Source organism: Sphingobacterium sp. UBA1498 (genome assembly GCF_002325125.1).
In the GTDB taxonomy this organism is placed as follows: Bacteria; Bacteroidota; Bacteroidia; order Sphingobacteriales; family Sphingobacteriaceae; genus Sphingobacterium.
Genome location: NZ_DCRG01000021.1, coordinates 271534 through 293420, shown reverse-complemented (window position 1 = coordinate 293420; position 21887 = coordinate 271534). Strand labels below are relative to the sequence as shown.

Here is a 21887-nt window from a genome sequence, read left to right as displayed (position 1 = left end):
TTTTGCTTTAAGAAATTTTAATTTTTACAATTCAGCGAATGAATTATATTTCAAAGCAATTCAATATTCATTATTTACCAGAGTACAATCTTTTGGTCAAGGCTGGCTTTCAGAAAGATGTCTTGGCAGTGGTTGATAAAAAGGCGGTTGCGCCGATTTTGATCGAGTATCCTTCAGAGGAGCCGATTTTAGATGCCACGCGAATTATGAGTCTTCCGTTTCGATTTGTCCGTGTGGTGATACCGCATCAAACTTTTACATTTATTCCGAAAGAGTTTTTTCTGAGTGAAAAGATGGGCGATTACCTGAAGTTTTTAGGCACATCTGATCTTGAAAATACATTTAGCTATTCTTTAGATAACCTTAATTTAATTGCTGTATATCAGTTTGATGGATTGTTATTAAATAGATGGAGGAGGTTGTTTCCTGATGCTGTGATACTTCCCGAATTCGCTGTTGTGCTTGACCGCGCACAGGAGCGCGTTTCGATTCGAGGTAGTGTCTTAGGGCTTCATTTTGTGGCTGAAAATACGGTTGATTTTTACCTATTTAAAAACGGTGTTTTCCAGCTCTATAATAGTTTTGAAATTCATACCCTGGATGATATCAGCTATTATGTGCTTAATATTTTAACGCAATTCAACCTTGGCGATTCCATTAACAAAGTGCTTCTTTCAGGAGAAATCCCAAATGAATCTTATTATAAGCGTATCTCGACTTATACTGCTGATATTGAAATATTGGATTTAAAAACAAAAGTTGTATTGGCAGATAGGGAAGTCGAATCAAATTTGGCGCCATATAATGTATTATTTGATTCTATACTATGCGAATAATCGGAGGTCGTTTAGGTGGCTTAAGGCTCAATCCACCATCAAATTTACCTGTGCGACCAACCACGGATATCGCCAAAGAAGCGCTGTTTAATATTTTACAGAACAGGCTGGACTTTGATGGTTTAGCATGTCTGGATCTTTTTGCAGGAACAGGGAATATTAGTTTTGAGCTCGCATCGCGGGATGTGGAGCATGTAGATGCGATAGACCTTCATTTCAAATGCGTGCAATACATCAATGATACAGCGGAGAAGATGAAATTGGAGCAGATTAAAGCTAGGAAAGCCGATGTGTTTAAATTCATTGCTAGCTGTAAGCATACTTATGATTTTATTTTTGCCGATCCACCTTATGATATTCCTAAATTGCCACAATTGCCAAAACTAATTTTTGACCAACAATTACTGCGTGAAGGTGGGCTCCTTGTTGTTGAGCATCCGTCAACAAGGCAGATGGAAGATCATCCAAATTTTATAGAAACTAGAAAATACGGGTATTCATCATTTTCTTTTTACGCTAAGACTAACTAATATGAAAATTGCTGTTTTTCCGGGATCATTTGACCCTTTTACTTTAGCTCATCAAGATCTTGTTGAAAGAGCAATGCCGCTATTTGATAAAATTATTATTGCGGTAGGTTATAACGCCAATAAAAAAGGAATGTTAGATCACGACGAACGGGTAGATTCAATTAGTCGTGTTTTTAACAACGTAAGTGGGGTTGAAGTGCATAAATATAAAGGCTTAACCGTGGAGTTCTGTAGGCAGGTTGAAGCCCGTTTTATATTACGTGGGCTCCGGAATACCAGTGATTTCGAATTTGAAAATGCCATTGCTCAGAATAATCTGCTGCTCAATAATGAGGTGGAAAGTTATTTCTTGATGAGTAGATCCGGAACAGCTCATATTTCTTCGTCCATTGTTAGGGATGTCTGGTTTAATGGAGGCGATATCAGTGCAATGGTGCCCGTTGCCGTCCTGTCGCTGTTGAATGCAAAAGATAAATAAGCAAAATCAATAAAGCCCGATTGAATCAAAAAGTGCAGCAAAATATTATTTTGCTTCACTTTTTTTATTCTTGTTAGACAGGGTTTTATGTGTTTTATGTGAATAATATGTTGTACTATTTAAATCAGTCTGATTGTCCGCTATGCTTTTGGGCCAAATATTATTTGGTAATGCGATTGTTTAATGTTTAATGTATTTGTTTTCAAGTTATTAACCTGATTTACCTGTATTTTAGTTTACTAAGAGCTTGCTTTGTCCAATAGGTAACACTCTTCAGGTGTAAGTTTGATTTCGACAGCTATGCTGAGTTCTTCGAGCTGCTTGATACTGGTTGCACTTACAATAGGCGCTGTGACCGAAGGTCTATGTAAAATCCAGGCTAATGCAATGGCTGACATGCTTGCTTGTTGGCTATGGGCTATTTCAGCCAGGGCATCTAGAATACGTAGACCGCGGGCATTAAACCTGTTTTTTAATGCATCGTAGCGCTTTACCTCTTTTATATCATCCAAAGAGCGGTATTTACCCGAGAGGAAGCCACTGGCGAGTGAATAGTAGCTGATTACACCCAAGTGATTGTCAATGGCCAATTGTTCGTACTGTTCTTCATACTTCACTCGGTCGTAAAGGTTGTATTCCGGTTGGATAGCAATATAAGCGGGCAAATTGTGCTCTTCAGCAATCCGGAGGGATTCCGAAATACGTTCCGGACTGAGATTAGATGCACCGATCCATTTTATTTTTCCAGTCTGGATCAGGTGATGGTAAGCCTCCAGTGTTTCATCGATTTGTGTTGTCAGATCATCGTGATGCGATTGATAAAGATCAATTGTATCTACATTCAGGCGCAAGAGCGAATCTTCCACAGATTTAATGATATATTCTTTTTTCAGATTAGGTTTGCTATTATCTATTCGGCGTCCACCGACTTTTGTAGCAATCTGAATTTTATCACGCGTATCTCTTTTTTTGATCCATTTGCCAATGATTGTTTCTGATTCAGATCCGCTGTGCCCCGGCACCCAATGCGAGTAATTATTAGATGTATCGATCAGGCTGAATCCCATATCGACAAAGGCATCCAAAAGAGCGAAGGATTGCTTCTCATCTATGGTCCACCCAAATACATTTCCACCAAAGACAAGTGGTTTGAATTCAATTTCACTATTTCCGAGTTTTACTTTTTCCATGATCATTTGATTGTTTCCTAATTAAAATTAGGTAAAAAAGGCCGTTTTAAATCTATTGATAGGGCAGTTAAAAGTTTTTTTTAAATTTTCTTATTCATTATCAGTGGGTTTTAAAAATGATTGGTAGGGTAATTTGGAATAATAAAAACTTTGCTTACTTTTGCATCATCCCAAACGGATATGCCCGGATGGCGGAATTGGTAGACGCGCTGGTCTCAAACACCAGTGGGAAACCGTGCCGGTTCGACTCCGGCTCCGGGTACAAAAATCCTCTTTACATTCAGTAAAGAGGATTTTATGTTTTAATTGACTTCGCCGCCATTAAAGTATGTAAAATCGGTTTTCGTAAGTCCGAGACAAACGGCATTTACTTTAATATTTGTATCACGGAGTTCATATGCTAGCTGGATTGTGTACCTTTTTAGAGCCGCTTTTGATATTTCGTAAACTCCGTATTTAGCATAGTTGTAGGCGGGCCAATCAGGATTACTTAGTAATGAAAGAGAGCCAACGCCCCAGCAGATCATTCAAGACCAATATGACTCCGTTGGGTTTCAGAAAGTCATTCAAAAGGATTAATTCTATTTAATTTGATTTTTTCCAGAAAACAAAATTGGAGTAAAGCGTAGTGGCTACTAAAATAAATAGTGCGATGACATAAATGGTTTTAGATAGCATATCGTTTTTCGAACCAACAAAGCAAAGGATGAGTAGGCTGCTTATATAAATTATACCTGCATTAACCCAAATTCTTGATACCTTTGGAGAATACATTTTTTTTGGTGAATCATAATCCGAATTCAATTCTGAGATTCTATTTTTATCCCAATAAAGGAGAATTAAACCCGCAAGCATCATCAAACTAGTGATTATCCAAGTACCCTTAAAGTGCATTGAAATTGTAATCATCCAGATATTGGCTGTTATGGCCAAAAAGAGAAATGTTCCAATTAATGCGAAGCGCTGCGTCATAAGAAGGATTGCAGTAATTATCTGCATGACACCTAGAAAGTTATAATAGATACCGGAAAGATAAAGTACTTCAAAAAACTGCCCTATGGTACTGGTTGTAGGTAATTGAGTAAATCTTTCACCAACTACTTTTGTAAATCCGGAAGGGACGAATGCCAATGCAACAAGGTATCTGATATGAATAATCGTCCATTGGATAAATTTATTTTGTTGTAATTTATAAAACATATTATTTAACAGGTATTAGGTTAGGCCATTAATTTGTCCTTTCCTTGTGCTTACGCCTATATTTGATGATTGCAGCGTGACTTTTTATTTAGCGCAAATTTATCCTAATTCAGCAAATATTGCCAATGGTTATAATTAACCAAAAAATATCCCACTAGTGAACCCTTTCCTTTGGTTAAAACATAAACTAGAAAACATTATGTCCATATGTAATCTTCCCTTAGCTAGCTACACCCAAAACTAAAGAATTCCAATCAGAATTGCTATTGCTATCCTGTTGGAATGTGGGGAACTCGGAGAGTTTTCCATATTTCAACAGGAACTCTGTCGGCGTTAACTGCCCCAAGGAAGAATGGGGTCTTTCATTGTTGTACATCCATGCCCAGGCATCTGCGTATTTTCTTATATCAGGCAAACTGTCAAACATATAGCTATCAAGTACATCCTGTCTGAAAGTTCTGTTAAACCGTTCTATCAAGCTGTTTTGCGTAGGCTTGCCCGGTTGGATATATTCCCACTGTATGTTGTGCTTTTCACACCAGCTCCGAACGGACTCAGCAATAAACTCTGGTCCATTGTCCGAACGGATCTTTTCGGGTTTGCCACGCCACTCCAGCAGTTTTTCCAGTTCACGGATTACCCGTTGTGCAGGTAGGCTAGTATCCACTGTAATGGAAAGAGCCTCCCTGCTGAAATCGTCTATAACGTTTAATGTACGTATCGTTTTTCCACTGGCCAGTGTGTCGTGCATGAAATCAAGACTCCAAGTGATATTCGGTCCAATAGGGCAGATTAAAGGTGCTTTTATACGTGCCGGAAGACGCTTCTTTCGTTTGTTTCTCAGATTAAGCCTCATAGCTGTGTAAATACGATAGACACGCTTATGGTTCCACATATATTTCAAATTTCTAAGCCGGTGATACATCATCCAGAAACCCCATGTACGGTGAAGTTCTGCCAATTTGGAAAGCTGCTCGATGACTTCCGTATCATCTTTACGCTTTGCACGGTAATAAAAAACAGAAGTACTTAAGCAGAATATTGCACAGGCCTGCCGTAGGCTCATCCCGAAATCTTCACGGGCATAACCTACAAGCTCACACTTCTCGGCAGGCCCTAGAGCTTTTTTTCGATAACGTCTTTTAAAACTGTGATCTGTAAAGTCTGCTCGGCAACAATCTTTTTGTACTGCGCCAACTCTTTTTCCATTTCCCGAAGCTGCTTGAGCTGTGAAACCTCCATCCCCGAATACTTGCTTTTCCAAGAATAGAAGGTTCCTTGGCTAATTCCGTGCTCACGGCAAATATCCGAAACCGATTGACCCGATTCCTGCTCTGACAAAATCTTGATGATCTGTGGCTCGCTAAACTTACTTTTTTTCATTGTCCCTAAATTATAAAACTACATTAATAATCGTAGCTATTTTAGGGGAAGATTACATCACGACCGCTCTCCAATTCAAATTGTCCGGACTGAAGGCTCCGTACAGTCTTTCTTGTCTTCCCATTTTTACGGTTAACCTCTCCTGAAGCTTTACTTTCCTGTAGATGATGATCCAGCTCACCTTCAAGCATACTTTCCAAAAGATGTTTCAACATCGGAGCGAAAACTCCGTCCGTACCGCCCATTTTCTTGCCTGCATAAAGGCCTCTCATTGCTTCCTCTTTGAAGCGTTTAAAATCAAATTCCTCTTTTTCCATTTGCTGTGTCTAATATAAAAATTCTTTATTTGACACAGTTTACTTTACACCCTCTACTACAAAAGGCAAAGAGCATATTTATTTTATGCAGAAATCTACTCTTTGCTTAAATAGAATAATGATACAGTTTCCCGTAACCAATCCTACATCCAAACCAATACCTTAGCCTTAATAGTTAGTAATAATCTTGAAAGTTAATAGCTGTAAATATATTAATTCGGCATTCCAAGACCAATTCTAATATTCCAATAGCAGCTAATGTTGTCATCGGTACCAATGTCTTTAGCGATAAAAGAGCGAGCTATCTCGATTTCTCTGGCGGTCGCTCTACAAGCTATGAGAAACTTCATCCATCCTGTTGCATTTAAAAAATGAGAAACCCTAAATATCTTTATTGCACACAATATTACTAATATTATGAAATGAAACCACTAGAAATCTTGTGCCGAAATAGGGTAATGTACGCTCAAATTACCGAGCATGATAAAAGCATGTGCATGAAAGATTATCATCTTTACAACAAAAATGGTCTTGCTTTTTATGTTTTCAGGAAATCTCAGGGAGTGTGGCAATTGGCATTCGGTGTACTCGCCGATGACATCAATGAAGCGTGCATTGACGCGCTTATACTTCGCTTTGATACGGACGTGCCTGAGTTGTTTTATCATCAAGGAAAACGTCGGGTAGTGGAAGTCCGGACCAAGAAGTACAGCCTTTGGCATATTTATCTCAATAATGCTTATGTAGGAAGTATTCAGTATGACACCTTCACTAAGCAGTTCAATTACCACATTGATGACAATTGCTTATTGACCGATGATCACGTGCAGAAGTATATAGCCATGATACAACATTGGGAATTATAGTGGATAAAGGACGATATTCGATAAAAAACGATATAAAAGGAATAAAAAAACCTTGAGTCTGGGAGGATCTCAAGGCTTCCTAATTACTACCTATTTTTGAAAAGTACTATTAATACAATATCGAATCCTGTTTGGTTTTAAAAAAAGTATTTCTAGCTATTGAGCACGGAGCACTAGCTGTCAAAAAGTTTTCTGTTACCGGATTTTTGACTATTGATGATCTAAGCACCAAAAATATTTTACGTTATGTATGCCTGCCTTGAATTTGACCTTTTCAGTATTCTTAAATACTGCGGATAGTATTGCTATAACTATGTTTCTATTGTTTGTAGCAACCGTCATCCGTAATTATCAGATGTTCGGGGAAAACATTTTGCACTTTCTTTTTCAGCTTTTCAAATACCTAAAAATCAGCATCGCTTACAGGGGTAAATGATTTTTTCCGATTGGACAGACCCATATCCTGATCGCGAAATAGGGTGAAATAACACTGACAAATAAAGGATATAAAATGTTTTCATTCTGCTCGAGGCGGAAGGAAAAGTGATATGAAGGGCTTCCCCCAAGAAAGAGTAGTCCCAGATTTCAGCAGACAGGTCGGTAAGGGACGCTTTTAATTGTTTCCATTGCCCTCGGTCTGACCAAGCTGATTCAATACATCGTTTGCGGTTATTGTAAGCTTCTGAAGCGTAATAAGCAATGACAACGTCAAGGGTAAGATCTTCCAGATAATACTCTTTTAACTGCTTTGTTATTTGTTCTTTTCGCATCTGAATTTATTTACAATTAGGATCCCAGTTCTTCACTATAGCCTCAGGAATAGTTCCTACCATATTGGCTACTCTCGCAAGATTTGCGCCAAGCTGTGCATTGATATAAACCTGCATTTCAGTCTTTATAAATGCCTGAATTTTGGCAGGCTACCTTAACCTTCTCTCAGTGATCATTACCTTTATAAATCCACATATGCTCTGTTTGACCTACTCTTTCAAAGCCGTTCTTTTTATAAAAGCCGATAGCATTTCCATCAGCAGTAAGCATCTCCATGTGAAAACCCTTATAAATCTCTTGCATTTTATTAATAATCAAACGCCCAATCCCTAAACTTCTTTATGTCCTGTGGGAAAGTGAGCGATTCGAATTGATCTTCATTTTTCATTTGAAAAATTTGAGATGTACAATAATTAAATTAATGAAATAAAGTCTGTGTTAATAGAAAATTCATCGTTTTGATGAACTTTCTATTAATAATTGTTATTTTGATTCGACAATATCCTGCAATGCTCTGAACAAATTTAACGGATATTCCGCTAATCTGTTGCAGAGATAAAGGTACCATTCCTGGCCGTAAACGAAATAGAGTTTTGTTGGATAGCCTTCATCTTTCAATTGGGCCAACTGATCGGTTTGGATTCCGAAAAGACTTTCAAACTCGTAGAGTTCTTTATTTGGTTTCAGCGTATCTATAAGTTTTTTTACTTCCTGTTGTATTTCATGATGATGGGTTGCGATGGAACAGGGGTGGCCTTTTGAAAGTAGCTGTTCGACAAAATAAAGATAGCGGTCATTGAGTTCCTGTCCACGCGGTAGGGACAGTCCTTTAGCAGTTTCAAATGCTCCTTTTACGATACGGATACGTCCTCTTTCATTACACATTGCTTCAAAATCATCAGTTGTCCGATGGAGGTAGGCTTGTAAGGTAATGGACAGGTTTGCATACTTATTTGAACCATTTTGATAGAGTTTCAAAATGCGGTCAGTTCTTTCTGTTCCTTCAGCACTAATAATAACTTCCCTGTCCTTTGCTGTTTCACATATTTTAGATAAGTGCTCATAACAAAGACTTTCAGAGACTTCTAGTCCAATGTGCGAAAGGTCCAGTGAAATCGTGGAATTGAGATTTTTTTGCTTGATTGCTTTGCAGATATCCAAAAATTCATCCGTCGCTTTTGCCGCTTGCATACTAGATCGAGTGCTTTCACCCATATACTCGATCGAACACTTAAAACCGGTATCATTTGAATCTTGTACTTTTATTAAAGTTTCCGAAAGATTTTCACCGCCAATGTATCGGTCAGCGGCTTTCTTCATTAGCTTGTAGAGTGCTTCGTTATTTAAAACATAAGCTTTTGCATCTTCATTTAATGCAGCTTTCCTTAATGCTTCAGCACCGATTGATAGTAATTGTTCCATCTAATAATATTAAAATTAATGTATAAGCTTCAAAGCTTTTAACTTATCCAATATGATCTTTACAACCGCTGATGTTCGATCCCTATCCTGATAGGTTATCCATTCCAAAGATACTATTTCATTTGATGGTTCAGGATTTGCGGAATAATCAGCAAAATAACATGTCATCCTTACTGATATACCATCGGTTTTACCATCGGCAGGGGCCTCGAAAGTTTCAAAATATTGCACTGAATCTTCTTTGATTTGGACATTAAGTTCCTCATAAATTTCTCTTTTTAAGCATTCTAAATCTGTTTCACCAATTTCTCTCTTGCCTCCAGGTAAATATAGCTTTGATTTTGAATGGGAAAGAGCTGTTAATACTTTCTTGTCAACTATGCAGATTAAAGCAACTTTTTCAATAATGTTATCTTTCATCTTATAAAGTTAATAAATTTAAAATGGGCTGTCCGCTAGCCTTTGTGGCGGTTAGCGAGAGATTTTGAATAACACGCAATTGTTCCCTTACGCAAGTACTTGTAAAAATACCTTCAATTATAACCTCTTGATTTAAAACTCCTGAATAAATCAGCTACGGTTTCCCGTAACCAGTCCTACTTTCAAACGCATACCTTAGCTTATCAAATTGTAATAATCTTGAAAGTTAATATCTGTAAACATATTAATTCAGCATAAATAATGTATATTAGGCTTGGGTATTAACCTTGCCCGATTGAAAAGTAGCATGCCATGATAGTAACCACGACCAATTCCATCGAAGGGAGGGAGATTTCACGATATAATGATCCAATAGCAGCCAATGTTGTTATCGGCACCAATATCTTTAGCGATATAGGCGCGAGCTATATAGATTTCTTTGGTGGTCGCTCTACCAGCTATGAGAAGAAGATGCAGGAAATGTACAAGCGTGTTACCGAAACGCTCAAGCAACGTGCCCAGGCAATTCGTGCTGATGCTATTATTGGGCTTAGTGTAGATATCGACGAAATCTCAGGAAAGGGGAGTGAAATGTTTATGATAACTGCTTTGAGTAAATTTTAAATATAGAGCTTATGATAGTAAAAATCCTTCCCGCCTTTAATGGCGATTTTATATTGATCAAAAACAGGATAGGGGATAAGATGCATAACATCATTGTTGATAGTGGCACGCCCAAAACTTATGCAACAAGTTTTTCAGAGGAAATTAAACTGCTTCAACAATCCGGGGAAGATATAGATCTTTTAGTAACAACGCATATCGATGATGATCATATTGGTGGTATAGTAAATTATTTTTCGGACGAAAGCTCAGATAAAAAGCTATTGAAGGGAGCGTGGTTTAATTCTGGCAAAATGCTTACTGATCATTTCGGATGCGAGATAGATCCGAAGAGGAGGGTAAAAATTATTCCTAAAGGAGCAATATCAATGAGCGTTCCACAAGGCCAAAGTTTGGAAGCTGCACTTGAAAAATTAGCGATTTGGAAACATCCTTTGCTTATTTCTGGTCATCAAGAGACAATTGGGGGAGTCACTTTACAAGTTCTTTCCCCAAATCTCGGAGCCCTAGAAATGTTGAACAAGAAATGGGAAACTGAAAAGTCAGATACTATTTTAATGTCGTCGAATAAACATGATGATTTTCATATCGATATCAAGAATTTGGTTACAAGAGACTTTAAGCAGGATGCTGCAATACCAAATGGAAGTTCAATCGCCTTCCTAGCAACTTCAGGAAACAAAAAGGGACTTTTTTTGGCTGACTCCCATCCAAGTACAGTCATTGCTTCCTTAGAGGACCTAAAATATTCTAGAGATAAAAAACTCAAATTAGATATGGTTAAGGTCTCGCATCATGCCAGCAAAGGCAACACCTCCACAGAATTATTAGAGATAATAGATTGTAAACGATTTGTCGTTAGCACCGATGGTTCTAAGCATGGACTTCCCGATAAAGAAGCGATCGCAAGAATAATCCATCAGTTTCCCAATTGTACCATTTATTTTAATTATAAAAATGAAATTACTCAATCCATATTTACCGAACAGGATAAGTTAGATTATCCAAATTTCGAGGTTTGCTATTTGAGTGATACCAATTACATTATGCCATTTTAATATGCCAGTTAACGAAGAATCGCTAAAGATGCTGACGGTGAAGGTAAATGAAGGTAGCGGTTGTATTTTCAGGCCTTCTACTAAAGAATTCTACTATGTACTAACGGTGCGACATAATGTAGCGCAGAAGGGTACAGAAGACAAAATGGATATTATAAATGTCTCTCAACAGGCGCCCATGTCATTCGACATTAATGTAGATCCAGAAAATGTCTTTCTTCATCCTGATCTTGATGTAGACCTTGCGTTGATTAAAATCAATGGTATTCCACCTGAGGTCAGCGTCAATTATAGCATTGCGCAACGTAAGGATCAATTGAGAGTATACGGTTTTCCAGATATTATGGAGAATAGGAAAAATCCTATTGGCAGCTTCTTACTGACAGCCGATATTAGCAGTAACGAAATGTTTGAAGCCACGGGAGTTCCGTCATTTTCAACAAATGAATTTTCTGCCGCTGAAAATATTATTGGACTCTCCGGCAGTGGAATATTTGATGAGGAATCTGAAATTCCACTGCTGAAAGGGATCATGCCTGAGCTTACGGGTGCGGGCGGTGTATACAATAAACTAAATATTTATCACATTCACATGTTTAATGCGTTGATAGAACATCACAATTTGTTGAAATTGATACCATACCAACTATTGTCTTTCGACACCTATCACCAGAAGAGTTTCGAAGCATTTCCCGATGTTATACAAACCTTATTAATTGAAAAGGCAAATGAGCTGGGGAAGATTTTTCATCCACTTGTTATCTCGGAAAATATCAAGGGCAAGCTATTTATTCCTTACAGCACCTCTTATGCCAACCATCTGATGCAAGAAAAGCTATGGCAAGGTTGGCTAAAAATTCTTTGTTTCATATGGCTATGCGACGAAAATCTGTTAGAGGTCAATGAGGTAATCAAGTTACTAAGTGAGGATAAGGAAATACATATCCGGTATTTTCATACCCACGAAAAACAGATGGCCAGCATCGTTGAAAAGATATTACGTGACACCTATGATCAGATCGAGCCCAATGATAACATTATCGTATCATCTGATATACATCCTTTGGGAAGAAAACACTTTTCTGATACCGATTTAGTTGGTATTGTTAGTGACGTGTGTAATGCTAATCCTGTGTTAAGAAGGAAGACTGAAATAGATATTACCAATCCCAGTTCTGTTAAATCAATGTCTATCATTCATCTAAGCTGTATGGAGGATGCTTTAGCTGAGGTTAGATACGAGGCCAGTAATGCTCAGTTTGAGCAGGCAGCTAGGAAAGCAATCCTAAATTATTTAAAAACTAAAACTTAGAACATGGCCAATTATCAACAGTTAAGCCTTCCACATGAGCTTTCCCAAAATTTGAGCAATGAGCATGCGAAAGATAAAATTAATTTATGGGAAGTGAAACTGGGAAACGAAACCCAGTATCGTTGTCATGCATTTATAATAGCACTGGACGACGCCAATATGCTCGATTCGGAGTGGGAACTTTATAAAAGCGAAATAGCCCTTTATTTTCAGTCGGGGCTAAAGATAGATATTGAGATTTGGAACATCTACATTTTCTTTGTTGTCAATGAAGAAGTATCGCGTGAAATAAAATATAGGATTGAACAGGATAAGTACTCTTGTAGAAAAATTGTAGTCAGTAAAATTGAGCTTGATCGTTACTGTCTTTATGATTCGGAAAAATTGAGTGTAGAGAAAATGCTCAATAAATATCTTTTTGACGTAGATATCAATAAACCTAAGCCGAACATTGCTAGTGAGCTTTCGGTCAAAGCTCTTGTTGAGAAAGAAAATCCTGTGGTGATTCAAGTTTTAGAAACCTATAATCCCGCCATCAACAAACAAAAGAGATTTTATGAAAAATATTTAATTGAAAAAGGCCTACAATAATGAAATTAAAAGGAATTGAAATTGAAGCATTTCGTGGCTACCGTGATAAGGTGTATTTTGATTTTTTGACTAATAGTGGTGCACTTGCGGATATTGTGATAATTTATGCACCGAATGGTTTTGGAAAGACCTCTTTTTTCGATGCCGTAGAGTGGGGATTGAGTGATAAGATTAATAGGTTTGAATCCAAGATCCTAGCAAATGCAGCTTCTTTGGGTAAAGTTGTACTAAATAATCGGGATACGGAAAAAGTTGGAGAAATCACTTACACTGACTCCGAGGATAAGATATTGACCCGTCGGGTAAAAAAAACTTCTAAATGGGACTTGCACCCCGGCCTAATAGTATCAACAAGTAGTTCGAGCTTAAAGAATTATTTTCCGGTCACTTCTAGGCAGTCCAACAAATCTATAGTTCAAATCCTACAACAAAATGCAGTAGATGAATTCGTATTTTCTACTACTCCGGAGGATCGCTACAAATCGCTGACGGGTTTTTGGGATGGACATGAAGATACTAAATATTTTCAGGGTATTGCCGAAATGTTGGAATGCCATAATGAAGAATTATCTGCACAGGAAGCTAAGATTAGAGAGAAAGAAAATGAAATCACAACGCTCTCAGCTTCTACTGGGCAAACTGACCTTTTTAATTCTATTATCGTAAAGATTAATCTTTCAAGTCTCTTTACTAGTGAACTGGGGGAAATCGATCTTGATCAGATTGATACTGTCGAAAAGTTTGAGCAACTGAAACAGCAATATGTGCAGCTGTCAGGCAGATACACCGCTGATCAAAGTATTAACCAGAATCTTATTAGCGAGATATTGGGCTTAATGGAAGGGCATCAGAGAAATGGGCAAGACCTCCGTAAGGTTCAGACTTTAAAAATCCAGATAGATACCTATAATAGTACACTTAAGAATTTTGACGATCTAAGGAAATCGGACGAAAAAATTGAGGGAGATATAGCAAAAAGGAATATTCTTCAAATAAACATTGAGGAAGTAAGAACCCTTAGTACCAATCAGAAGGTCTACGAGGAAATCAAGTCTACACTGTCTGCATTGCAGAAAGAGCGAGAAGAAATCTTGCAGGACGGTCTATCCCGCGCTTCTTTACTTAAAGATCTCAGGGATCAGCTAATCATCCAAACAAATAAAACAGAGCGACTTAAAAAAGAAATAGAAAGTCAGAATGCTAGCTTTCAATTTTTGCAGAATAATAGGGATGCATTTCTTCGTAATGTTGTTTTAGAGGCAAATGGTGTTACCAGAAGCAATGCGTGTCAACAGTATCTTAAAAAAGTTGAGCTTAAGCAGTCAGATTTAACTGCGAGAGAACTGGAAATTAGGTCGAAGATTGATTTTGACCAACAACAATTAATTACAGGACTTAATGAGCCATCGTTAATTACGCAAAGAGATCTTCTAGCTGAACAAGCTCTTTTAGCAGATACTAAGGAGAAAGAGATCAACTCTCTGGAACGGCAATATTTTAAAAGTGGTGCACTAAATGACAACCTACAAAAGATTATCGCATTCGGTCAAAGCTATGTAGAAGAAACAACTACTAATTCTTGTCCGATGTGTGCTAGTCAGTTTGATACATTTGCAGATCTGCTTAGTGCAATCAACTACCAGAAAAACGATGTATTGGACTTGGATAAACAGATGGAAACCATAGACAACCTCAAAAAAGAAGTTGAGCAGATCAAACTAGGCGCTGAGCAGACTACCAAGGATATAATACAGGAATTGAATAGGATGAAGGATAAGGTTGAACTAGAAAATTCTGGGCTGCGCAAGTTGGAACAAAAGATTTTGCATTGGATCAGATTCTATCAAAATAGAACTGACCTTTCAAAGCAGTGGATTGATACTTTCCAAACCAACGTTGGGATATCGCAAGAAGAGGATATTGAATTACGTTTAATATCCTTACGTGATCGATTAAAAGAACTTGATTTCGATATTGTTGGAGAGGAGAAGTTGGTTGATGGAACCAAAAATGCAATAAACAATTTGTTGGACGCTACACAGAGGAGTAGTGATAGAGTTGCCGAGATTGATAATTTACTGAATTTAGAACGGATAAAGCCAATCTATCAAGAAATTAACGCAATTCTTGAAAAGATTTCGAAAGGAAAAGAAGTGAGTCCAGAGGATGCAGCCGAATTGAACGCATCACTGACGCGCCAGCTCGATGTGCTGAATGAAGATATTGAGAAAACAACACTGGCAAGACAGACTTTGGCAGCATCACTGGGGGAAATTAGGGAGAGTGAAGTGATGGCACTGAAAACAAAACTTGAAGAAGAATTAATCCAAGTAAGTGGCTCTGTTAGCGCGTTTGACTCCAGATTAGATGCCTTTTTAAAAGCCCAGGAAGTTGTTGACGTTACTGATAGATGGCAAGTACTAAATAGTCTAAAGTTAGCCTGTGAAAATCGAACCGTAGAATATCAAAATGTAACTGCATTAATAAATGAGCTAATAGGACACTTTGAACTCATTGAAAAGAATGTGAGCCTTCAAATTGCTAGAGCTGCGCTTAAAACGATGAATGATCGGTTCGATAAACTAAAAGAAATTACGGCTGAACTTTCAGACCTGAAAGATAAAGTTAAGCTCTATATTGATACCAAAGTTAATGCGGTTTTTAATCAAGATATTATCAATGATATTTATCAAAAAATAGACCCTCATCCCGAACTTAAAGAAATCAAGCTTGATTTAGATTTCTCACAACTCAAGCCAAAGCTCACAATTAAAGCAAAAAAGTTTACCAATAATGTTGAAATAGATCCTATTTTATATTTAAGTTCAGCACAGATCAATATCCTATCGCTCAGTATCTTTTTGGCGAAGGCTTTGCAAAAAGGTAACTCTGTTGTTGATACAATTTTTATGGATGATCCTGTGCAATATTTGGACTCGATCAATATCTTATCATTCATAGACCTTTTGAGAGTGATGATTTCCAAGGATGGTATCAACAGACAAGTAGTAATTTCTACTCATGACGACAACTTTTTCCGTTTATTGAAGAAAAAATTCGATCCAGGGTTTTATACATCGAAATTTATTGAATTTGAGACCTATGGTAAACCAAGAAATGCATAATTAAGCGAGAGTTAGCCAGTGTCGAAAAGATCTGATCGGTACCTATCTTTCAAAAAATGAAGGCACCGCACCTGCCTTTGGATATACTGGAGCATAGTGACCCGTCAAAATTGAATTAGTTTTGATAAAGTACCCATAAAGCTTTTTATCGCATCATCATTATCAATATGAACAATTGGTGACATTCCATTTTCGTTTGTTGTAATTAATAAGTATAACTTTAAAAGTCTTTTGAAGTAATCATTTGCGGTAATACCGTAATATGACTCGAAAATGAGCATATTTTTAGAAAAAATTGGATCACTGTAGTCGGTAAATCAGAATACACAATTTTTGGTAATTAAGAGTGCATCAAAAATGCCAATAATGGCACAGCATTATTGGCAATAAGAAGTGGTTCTTCGCCAATTTTGATGCACATAATATTTTCCCTATAAAATCCACTTAATTATTTGATTATCAATAACATAATATCACAAAAACTTGTTTAAGTAATGGTTTTTTTGTATTTTAAAGCATCGATAATCATATGCTTTATAGTGAATTCAAACAGCGCTTTTAACTTAAAAACGATAGGTTTATTTTATGGTGACAAAGAAATCAAGATATACAGTTTAGAAATACATGATACCACAATACGTCTTTTTGCAAAAAGAACAGGAACTCGTTCTAAGTGTCCGCGTTGCATGAAATACAGTGGCAGTGTGCGTTCTTCTTACGTAAGAAGACTTGTAGATCTACCCTTTGCGGCGAGTTCAGTTCTTATAATGCTTGAGGTACGCCGTTTTGCCTGCAAAAATACCGCCTGCGAAAAGCAGATATTTTCAGAAAGATGCAATAATTTCACCGAGCCTTATTCCAGACGTACAAAGCGAGCTTCCGAATATTTAAAGAAATTTTTCATTGAGATTTCGGCCAATAAAGGTGCTTACTTTTCTAGGATATTGAATATTCCTGTCAGTAACAATACTTGTCTTAGGATGGTCAAATCCATGACGATGACCGCAAATAAACAATTGCATTCCATCGGTATAGACGATTGGGCAAAGAGAAAAGGAATGAACTATGGAACAATAATCGTCGATGCATATACAGGGCGCCCCATAGATCTTCTGGACAGCAGGGATTCCAATGATGTTGTCGAATGGCTATCCCACCATAAAGAAATAGAATACGTAACTCGGGACAGAGCCACGGCTTATGCCAGTGCAATCACCAAAGCTATTCCGGAAGCAAAGCAGATTGCCGATAGATTCCATTTGGTGAAAAATCTAAGTGATGCTATTCAAGAAGAAATTCGGCAAGAATACAGTTATTTAAAGACGGTTTGTAAAGCTATTCATGCCAAAACGGAATCAGAGATTCCTCTTGATGATATTGCAATGAATTTGGATTCCATGAACGGTGCTAAAGAAAATATTGAGCAGATGATCTCTTCAGGTATGATTGAGAAAGGAGAAAAACTTGTTCAGATGATCAAAATGAGGGGAAATGGACACAGCATTTCTGAAATAGCTCGAAAAACAAAAACGAACTGGCGCACCGTAGAAAAATATTTAGAACACGGAATACCTTCAATAAATAGGAGTACATCTGTAAATTATAATAGATATATGAATGAAATCAAACACATGTGCAGTTTGGAAATCAATTCTTCCGCCATGTTTAGATCCTTAAAGGATTTAGGGCTAAAATGTTGTAAACGATCCTTCACTAGGTGGTTCAACTTAAACTTTCCAGATTATAAACATAAATGGAATCGAACATATCCTGAACCATTAAAAATCAATAAACCTGATATCATGACCAATTTCATTCCTTTACCTTTACCCAAAATGCTATCAATTTATGTGACAAATCCAGAATTTGGAGTTGCGAAAGATACAGGAGAATGCTCACAGGAAAGGCGAATCGTTGATGACCTAGTTCGTGAAGTTCCACTTCTATCCAGCTTACGCAAGTTTTACATAGAGTTTAGCACTCTTCTGAAAGGAGGCTGCCCTAATCAATTGGACGCTTGGATTAAAGATGTCCGATTCATTGGCCGAAAAAGAATAGATAGCTTTTGTAATGGATTAAAAAAGGATATTCAGGCAGTGAAAAATGCAATAACCTATGATTGGACGAATGGACTGGTGGAAGGAAATGTGAACAGGTTAAAGAACAAAAAACGCGAAATGTACGGTAAGGGTGGTTTTGAATTGCTGAGGAGAAAGGTTTGCCTCTCACAAACCGGATAGATGCATCAAAATTGGCGAAGAACCATTCTTATTTACCATTTACATTTACCCGTTTGGTAGTGATAATTTTTATAAATCGCCCTCATTTAATGAAATAGGAGTAAGTGTATTATCAAAAGCATAATTATTTGTTCCAACAAATGCATTTATCAAAGCCACCTTTACCGAAGGAACATCATTGAAAAATTTAAACCATATTCCAAAAAATCCTTTAGAAATAGCACAAATAATCATAAGTTCAATAAACTCAACATGTTTTTCTCTACCCCAATCATCCCAATGTTTTTTCCACACCTGTGCAGCATAATAGGCTTCATATCTATATTTCCAACGTAAGTCTGTAGCACGTTTATTTGATTTTAGAGCGTCTAATTTAAAAAGTTTAATTGTATCAATTGATTTCTGCGTATTAACAACATCATTTTCAGCAGGAATAACAATACATGCATTGGTATCTGCTTTTGTGGGATGTTTTAAGATTAAATAATCGAAGGCAAGAAGAGTATTATGGTAATCGGGCAAATAATGATCGTCTGTATTATAATCATCATCAGATTTGGCTCTATTACAGGGACCACATGCTAATAACATATTGTCCCATTCTAATTGCAATTCTGGGGTGGTTGATTTTGGAATTACGTGCTCAACTTGAGGACTATCTTTTAAATCCATATTGCAATAGCAGCAATATGGGCCCAAACGATCAAGAAGGTCTGCTCGCCAATCCTTATAATCAGTAACGGTTTTAGCTATACCGTTGACAGCTGGTACAGTTCCTTTATGTATTGGACGCATCTTTTTTACCTTTTACATTATTTTCTAGCCTTTGCATTTTCAAAAATGCTCTCATTGCCGGATCAGATATTTTAATTTCAAGGTCATCAAGAACAGCATTTTGATCTTTGTCTCCATCTTTAAGTTTTTCTAAAGCTAAAAGATAGTCCTCCGAAATCTTTTCTTTCTTTAAATTATCTATTGCGTAACTATCTTCAACACCCATTATATCTTCTGCAACTTCTTCGAGTGTAAGATCGACTGGCTCAACATCTGACAATTTATCCAAATTTATTAATTCTTCACTTTTCAAAGATTGGACAATAAAAGGAGAATGTGTGGTTGCAACAAATTGAATATTGGGAAAAGCATTTTTTAGATCTAAAACAACCTGCTTTTGCCAAGTTGGATGCAAATGTAAATCCAATTCATCTATCATAACTATACCTCGGCTTTCCTTTATAGCATTTTTACCATGATGTGCATTTAACATTATACATCGATAAGCTAGTTCTGCAACCATAGATGTATGTGTTATGATGCCATCACTATGGAGATTTAATGGTAAAAAAGGAGATTCAAAATCTTCTATTTTAATTTTTAAAACTAAATCATCACCGTCAAAGGTCAGTTGAGTAATAAATGGAACCGCAGTCCTAATCGCTTCAAAAAAGGCTTCTTTGGTACCTTTTATTTCCCTTTTATCCTTTACTCTATAATCATAAGCTTTTAACCATTTAGGATATTGATAAGTGGACTGTTTCATTTCCAGCCAATTATTGTAGCCTGCTTTAAATATCTCTCTTCCAGTATAGTTTGATAATGTATCTCTTCCTCCACCAGAAAGTCTACTTGTACCAAAAAAGGCTATTACAGGGTTATCAACGTTTTTTCCTTCTTTAGTAACTTGATCATATTTAAACTTAGCAATACTTCTAATCTGCCCTATATCTACGAAAGTAGCACTATTTTTTGCTTTCCCTTCCGGAATTATTCTTCTCCATGGAATAATTAAATTCTTGTTATCTATACTTCCTTCTGCTTCAACAATTGTAGGAGTTTGCAGAGCTAAGTGAGTACCAAAGTCTTTTCTACGTATTTCGTTGGGCCAAATATGCCTTTTAACAGTTTCTGGAATACCTAAAAGATACGCGCCACAAGCAATTCGAATTGCATGGAGTAGGGTAGATTTGCCTTTACCATTTATCCCAATAATCACGGTAAAATTAGATTCGAAAGAAAATGATTCATGCTCAATATTTCGAAAATTTGTTAAGGAAATTTTATTTATTCTCATATTGAACGCTATTTAACTGTTTAAATATTTTTCTTTAATTAGCTTATTATGCTCTTCCAATAATGAATAATACCTATCTTTCCAATAGTCTCTTTCTTTTACTAGGTTTTCTATTGATAAATGTGTTTCTTCATTTTGAACATCTAATCTATTTTCCTTCAACCATTCAGTAAACTCAGGTAGTTCAGCTGAAAAAAAATAATCCATAGCTACTGCATATTTATATAATATATCAAAGGGCAAATCTTCTTGATCCTTATGATAATAAAAAGTCGACTGATCTACTCCGGCATCTTTAGCGATTTGAGTGATAGACTTTTTGTTACGTTTTGCTGCTTTGTGTAAGATTAATCCTCTATGTATCTTTTCCATCTTTATCTAATTGCTATTACAATTTAGCAAAGTTGTTATTCTAGTAAAATATCGAATATCACTGAATTTAATTGAAAATAAATAAGTGTTTACCTTTTTTTATCGAATTCTAATTCTTAAATTCGAATAAATTCGACAGATATTTACTTTATAGTATCTAGAAAATTAGATATATTATTTAAAAAGGTATTGAGTATTGTCGAATTGTCTTTATATCAACATAGAATATCTACTATTTAATTATTGCGCATAAATGAATTTAAGCTATAGGGAATAATCTTTGACATATTTAGTCAGAAGGAATCTTTGCCTATTATAGAAATAGTATTTTTATGATTATTAAATCAAAACATCCAAACAATTCAATTCCCCCTTAATTTCTAGGAGTAAGAATCTTTATGACCCAGTCCGAAGCTTGTCAGTGTATCTATATCATCTGCTGTGTAACCAATTATTAGACAACTAACTCGGAGCATTTTTTTAAACTATTTTATGAACCTGAGCGCGTACGCGGGCGGGATAGGATGAGTATTGCCTTAATTTTTCGCGGTACTGATCATTTTAATGCCTTAAAAATGAACCAAAAATCAAACAATCTGCTACCCTTTGAGCTAGCATGTTATGAAATATACGATAATGGATACGATCCATTAAATACTATTCGGGAGTTCTGGTCCCAACATACCATTACCGACTGTCAGGAAAGCCTGTGGAAACTCTTTGAAAACTATAGAAAGGGCATGGCACAGGAAGATGCAGCTGACGTAAAGCAGATGCATACCTTTTTGATGAAACTGTGCCGTGTGCTGATGGCTTATTTCCTGGTACACTTCCGCAAGATCGGTATCGATGCGATGCCATTTGCCTTTGCTGAACCTGACGAAGTCATTACGGTCGATCTGGAAGCCAAGCAAAGGATCCACAGTTTCTTTAACCGAATTGCTGAATAATACTTAATCCATAAGCAGATGATAAAAAGACCAAATCTATGCGCTGCCTTATTGGATAGGGTAGTACTTATAATGCTGTTCGCATTGTTTTTCAATCTTGTTAATTGTTCTTTAAATGTATTGAAGAAAAT

21 protein-coding genes, 1 tRNA gene and 1 pseudogene are annotated in these 21887 nt (G+C 36.7%); 12 read left to right on the top strand and 11 right to left on the bottom strand.

Annotated features, from left to right (window positions below):
* The first annotated feature begins 38 nt into the window (after window positions 1–38).
* Genes B3139_RS12560 through coaD form a run of 3 tightly spaced genes read left to right on the top strand, consistent with a single transcriptional unit; the run spans window position 39 to window position 1844 of the window.
* Window positions 39–836, top strand: a complete 798-nt coding sequence (locus tag B3139_RS12560; RefSeq protein ID WP_293883584.1) for a DUF3822 family protein — start codon at window positions 39–41, stop codon at window positions 834–836.
* A complete protein-coding gene (rsmD, locus tag B3139_RS12555; protein WP_293883582.1) occupies window positions 827–1366 on the top strand; it encodes a 16S rRNA (guanine(966)-N(2))-methyltransferase RsmD in 540 nt (179 codons plus the stop codon). Before B3139_RS12560 ends, rsmD begins: the two co-directional genes overlap by 10 nt.
* Window position 1367: 1 nt before the next feature.
* Window positions 1368–1844, top strand: a complete 477-nt coding sequence (coaD, locus tag B3139_RS12550) for a pantetheine-phosphate adenylyltransferase (protein ID WP_293883580.1) — start codon at window positions 1368–1370, stop codon at window positions 1842–1844.
* Between the two features lie 239 nt (window positions 1845–2083).
* Here the strand turns inward: coaD and B3139_RS12545 are convergent, their stop codons facing one another.
* Complete coding sequence (locus tag B3139_RS12545; RefSeq protein WP_293883579.1) at window positions 2084–3034, bottom strand: aldo/keto reductase; 951 nt, start codon at window positions 3032–3034, stop codon at window positions 2084–2086.
* A 182-nt stretch (window positions 3035–3216) separates the two neighbouring features.
* On the opposite strand from B3139_RS12545, the gene B3139_RS12540 reads away from it, so the two are divergent.
* Window positions 3217–3296, top strand: a tRNA-Leu gene (locus tag B3139_RS12540).
* 40 nt (window positions 3297–3336) lie between these two features.
* On the opposite strand, the gene B3139_RS12535 is transcribed toward B3139_RS12540, so the two are convergent.
* The 4 genes and pseudogenes from B3139_RS12535 to B3139_RS12520 form a co-directional block, all read right to left on the bottom strand.
* Entirely contained in the window at window positions 3337–3561 is a 225-nt protein-coding gene (locus tag B3139_RS12535) for an SDR family oxidoreductase (RefSeq protein WP_293883577.1), read from the bottom strand.
* A gap of 58 nt (window positions 3562–3619) precedes the next feature.
* Window positions 3620–4234, bottom strand: a complete 615-nt coding sequence (locus B3139_RS12530) for a hypothetical protein (protein WP_293883575.1) — start codon at window positions 4232–4234, stop codon at window positions 3620–3622.
* Between the two features lie 220 nt (window positions 4235–4454).
* Window positions 4455–5617, bottom strand: a protein-coding gene (locus B3139_RS12525; RefSeq protein ID WP_293883573.1) for an IS3 family transposase whose coding sequence is annotated in 2 segments (ribosomal slippage) — window positions 4455–5365 and window positions 5365–5617 — 1164 coding nt in all. Because the reading frame shifts where the segments join, the coding sequence is not laid out codon by codon here.
* 56 nt (window positions 5618–5673) lie between these two features.
* A pseudogene (locus B3139_RS12520) lies at window positions 5674–5934 on the bottom strand (IS256 family transposase); the annotation flags it as partial.
* Window positions 5935–6431: 497 nt separating this feature from the next.
* Between B3139_RS12520 and B3139_RS12515 the strand changes: the two are divergent.
* Window positions 6432–6800, top strand: coding sequence for a hypothetical protein (locus B3139_RS12515; protein WP_293883569.1), 369 nt, complete (start codon window positions 6432–6434; stop codon window positions 6798–6800).
* A 410-nt stretch (window positions 6801–7210) separates the two neighbouring features.
* Here B3139_RS12515 and B3139_RS12510 read toward each other — a convergent pair whose 3' ends face one another.
* The 3 genes from B3139_RS12510 to B3139_RS12500 form a co-directional block, all read right to left on the bottom strand.
* The gene (locus B3139_RS12510; RefSeq protein WP_293883567.1) at window positions 7211–7570 is read right to left on the bottom strand and encodes a hypothetical protein; all 360 of its coding nucleotides are present in this window, start codon (window positions 7568–7570) and stop codon (window positions 7211–7213) included.
* Window positions 7571–8054: 484 nt separating this feature from the next.
* Window positions 8055–8993: a proline dehydrogenase family protein gene (locus B3139_RS12505; RefSeq protein ID WP_293883565.1), complete on the bottom strand. Its 939-nt coding sequence runs from the start codon at window positions 8991–8993 to the stop codon at window positions 8055–8057.
* Window positions 8994–9008: 15 nt separating this feature from the next.
* Complete coding sequence (locus B3139_RS12500; RefSeq protein ID WP_293883563.1) at window positions 9009–9413, bottom strand: NUDIX hydrolase; 405 nt, start codon at window positions 9411–9413, stop codon at window positions 9009–9011.
* 312 nt (window positions 9414–9725) lie between these two features.
* Here B3139_RS12500 and B3139_RS12495 point away from each other — a divergent pair, with 312 nt between their 5' ends.
* The 6 genes from B3139_RS12495 to B3139_RS12470 all read left to right on the top strand — a co-directional run bounded on the left by B3139_RS12495 (window position 9726) and on the right by B3139_RS12470 (window position 18363).
* Window positions 9726–10037: a YbjQ family protein gene (locus B3139_RS12495; protein ID WP_293883561.1), complete on the top strand. Its 312-nt coding sequence runs from the start codon at window positions 9726–9728 to the stop codon at window positions 10035–10037.
* An 11-nt stretch (window positions 10038–10048) separates the two neighbouring features.
* Window positions 10049–11095, top strand: a complete 1047-nt coding sequence (locus B3139_RS12490) for an MBL fold metallo-hydrolase (RefSeq protein WP_293883559.1) — start codon at window positions 10049–10051, stop codon at window positions 11093–11095.
* Between the two features lies 1 nt (window position 11096).
* Entirely contained in the window at window positions 11097–12407 is a 1311-nt protein-coding gene (locus B3139_RS12485; RefSeq protein ID WP_293883557.1) for an ABC-three component system protein, read from the top strand.
* Window positions 12408–12410: 3 nt separating this feature from the next.
* Window positions 12411–12998 carry an ABC-three component system middle component 1 gene (locus B3139_RS12480; protein ID WP_293883555.1) on the top strand — a complete coding sequence of 196 codons (588 nt, stop codon included), beginning with the start codon at window positions 12411–12413 and terminating at the stop codon, window positions 12996–12998.
* Window positions 12998–16123 carry an AAA family ATPase gene (locus B3139_RS12475; protein ID WP_293883553.1) on the top strand — a complete coding sequence of 1042 codons (3126 nt, stop codon included), beginning with the start codon at window positions 12998–13000 and terminating at the stop codon, window positions 16121–16123. Before B3139_RS12480 ends, B3139_RS12475 begins: the two co-directional genes overlap by 1 nt.
* Before the next feature lie 494 nt (window positions 16124–16617).
* Window positions 16618–18363 (top strand): ISL3 family transposase, encoded by a 1746-nt coding sequence (locus B3139_RS12470; protein WP_293883551.1) that lies wholly within the window; start codon window positions 16618–16620, stop codon window positions 18361–18363.
* Window positions 18364–18432: 69 nt separating this feature from the next.
* On the opposite strand, the gene B3139_RS12465 is transcribed toward B3139_RS12470, so the two are convergent.
* The 3 genes from B3139_RS12465 to B3139_RS12455 are packed head-to-tail and all read right to left on the bottom strand — an operon-like array spanning window position 18433 to window position 20806.
* Complete coding sequence (locus B3139_RS12465; protein WP_293883549.1) at window positions 18433–19158, bottom strand: HNH endonuclease; 726 nt, start codon at window positions 19156–19158, stop codon at window positions 18433–18435.
* Window positions 19142–20434, bottom strand: a complete 1293-nt coding sequence (locus B3139_RS12460) for an AAA family ATPase (protein ID WP_293883547.1) — start codon at window positions 20432–20434, stop codon at window positions 19142–19144. Before B3139_RS12460 ends, B3139_RS12465 begins: the two co-directional genes overlap by 17 nt.
* A gap of 12 nt (window positions 20435–20446) precedes the next feature.
* Entirely contained in the window at window positions 20447–20806 is a 360-nt protein-coding gene (locus tag B3139_RS12455; protein ID WP_293883545.1) for a hypothetical protein, read from the bottom strand.
* A 575-nt stretch (window positions 20807–21381) separates the two neighbouring features.
* On the opposite strand from B3139_RS12455, the gene B3139_RS12450 reads away from it, so the two are divergent.
* Entirely contained in the window at window positions 21382–21756 is a 375-nt protein-coding gene (locus tag B3139_RS12450) for a hypothetical protein (RefSeq protein WP_293883543.1), read from the top strand.
* Window positions 21757–21887: the final 131 nt, after the last annotated feature.

Bases quoted from the DNA above. Each gene is read 5' to 3' on its own strand.
- B3139_RS12490 (WP_293883559.1), top strand. From the start codon at position 10,049: ATGATAGTAAAAATCCTTCCCGCCTTTAATGGCGATTTTATATTGATC.
- B3139_RS12505 (WP_293883565.1), bottom strand. From the start codon at position 8,993: ATGGAACAATTACTATCAATCGGTGCTGAAGCATTAAGGAAAGCTGCA.
- B3139_RS12470 (WP_293883551.1), top strand. From the start codon at position 16,618: ATGGTTTTTTTGTATTTTAAAGCATCGATAATCATATGCTTTATAGTG.
- B3139_RS12480 (WP_293883555.1), top strand. From the start codon at position 12,411: ATGGCCAATTATCAACAGTTAAGCCTTCCACATGAGCTTTCCCAAAAT.
- B3139_RS12485 (WP_293883557.1), top strand. From the start codon at position 11,097: ATGCCAGTTAACGAAGAATCGCTAAAGATGCTGACGGTGAAGGTAAAT.
- B3139_RS12500 (WP_293883563.1), bottom strand. From the start codon at position 9,413: ATGAAAGATAACATTATTGAAAAAGTTGCTTTAATCTGCATAGTTGAC.
- B3139_RS12495 (WP_293883561.1), top strand. From the start codon at position 9,726: ATGATAGTAACCACGACCAATTCCATCGAAGGGAGGGAGATTTCACGA.
- rsmD (WP_293883582.1), top strand. From the start codon at position 827: ATGCGAATAATCGGAGGTCGTTTAGGTGGCTTAAGGCTCAATCCACCA.
- B3139_RS12530 (WP_293883575.1), bottom strand. From the start codon at position 4,234: ATGTTTTATAAATTACAACAAAATAAATTTATCCAATGGACGATTATT.
- B3139_RS12510 (WP_293883567.1), bottom strand. From the start codon at position 7,570: ATGCGAAAAGAACAAATAACAAAGCAGTTAAAAGAGTATTATCTGGAA.
- coaD (WP_293883580.1), top strand. From the start codon at position 1,368: ATGAAAATTGCTGTTTTTCCGGGATCATTTGACCCTTTTACTTTAGCT.
- B3139_RS12515 (WP_293883569.1), top strand. From the start codon at position 6,432: ATGAAAGATTATCATCTTTACAACAAAAATGGTCTTGCTTTTTATGTT.
- B3139_RS12535 (WP_293883577.1), bottom strand. From the start codon at position 3,561: ATGATCTGCTGGGGCGTTGGCTCTCTTTCATTACTAAGTAATCCTGAT.
- B3139_RS12560 (WP_293883584.1), top strand. From the start codon at position 39: ATGAATTATATTTCAAAGCAATTCAATATTCATTATTTACCAGAGTAC.
- B3139_RS12450 (WP_293883543.1), top strand. From the start codon at position 21,382: ATGAACCAAAAATCAAACAATCTGCTACCCTTTGAGCTAGCATGTTAT.
- B3139_RS12465 (WP_293883549.1), bottom strand. From the start codon at position 19,158: ATGCGTCCAATACATAAAGGAACTGTACCAGCTGTCAACGGTATAGCT.
- B3139_RS12545 (WP_293883579.1), bottom strand. From the start codon at position 3,034: ATGGAAAAAGTAAAACTCGGAAATAGTGAAATTGAATTCAAACCACTT.
- B3139_RS12460 (WP_293883547.1), bottom strand. From the start codon at position 20,434: ATGAGAATAAATAAAATTTCCTTAACAAATTTTCGAAATATTGAGCAT.
- B3139_RS12475 (WP_293883553.1), top strand. From the start codon at position 12,998: ATGAAATTAAAAGGAATTGAAATTGAAGCATTTCGTGGCTACCGTGAT.
- B3139_RS12455 (WP_293883545.1), bottom strand. From the start codon at position 20,806: ATGGAAAAGATACATAGAGGATTAATCTTACACAAAGCAGCAAAACGT.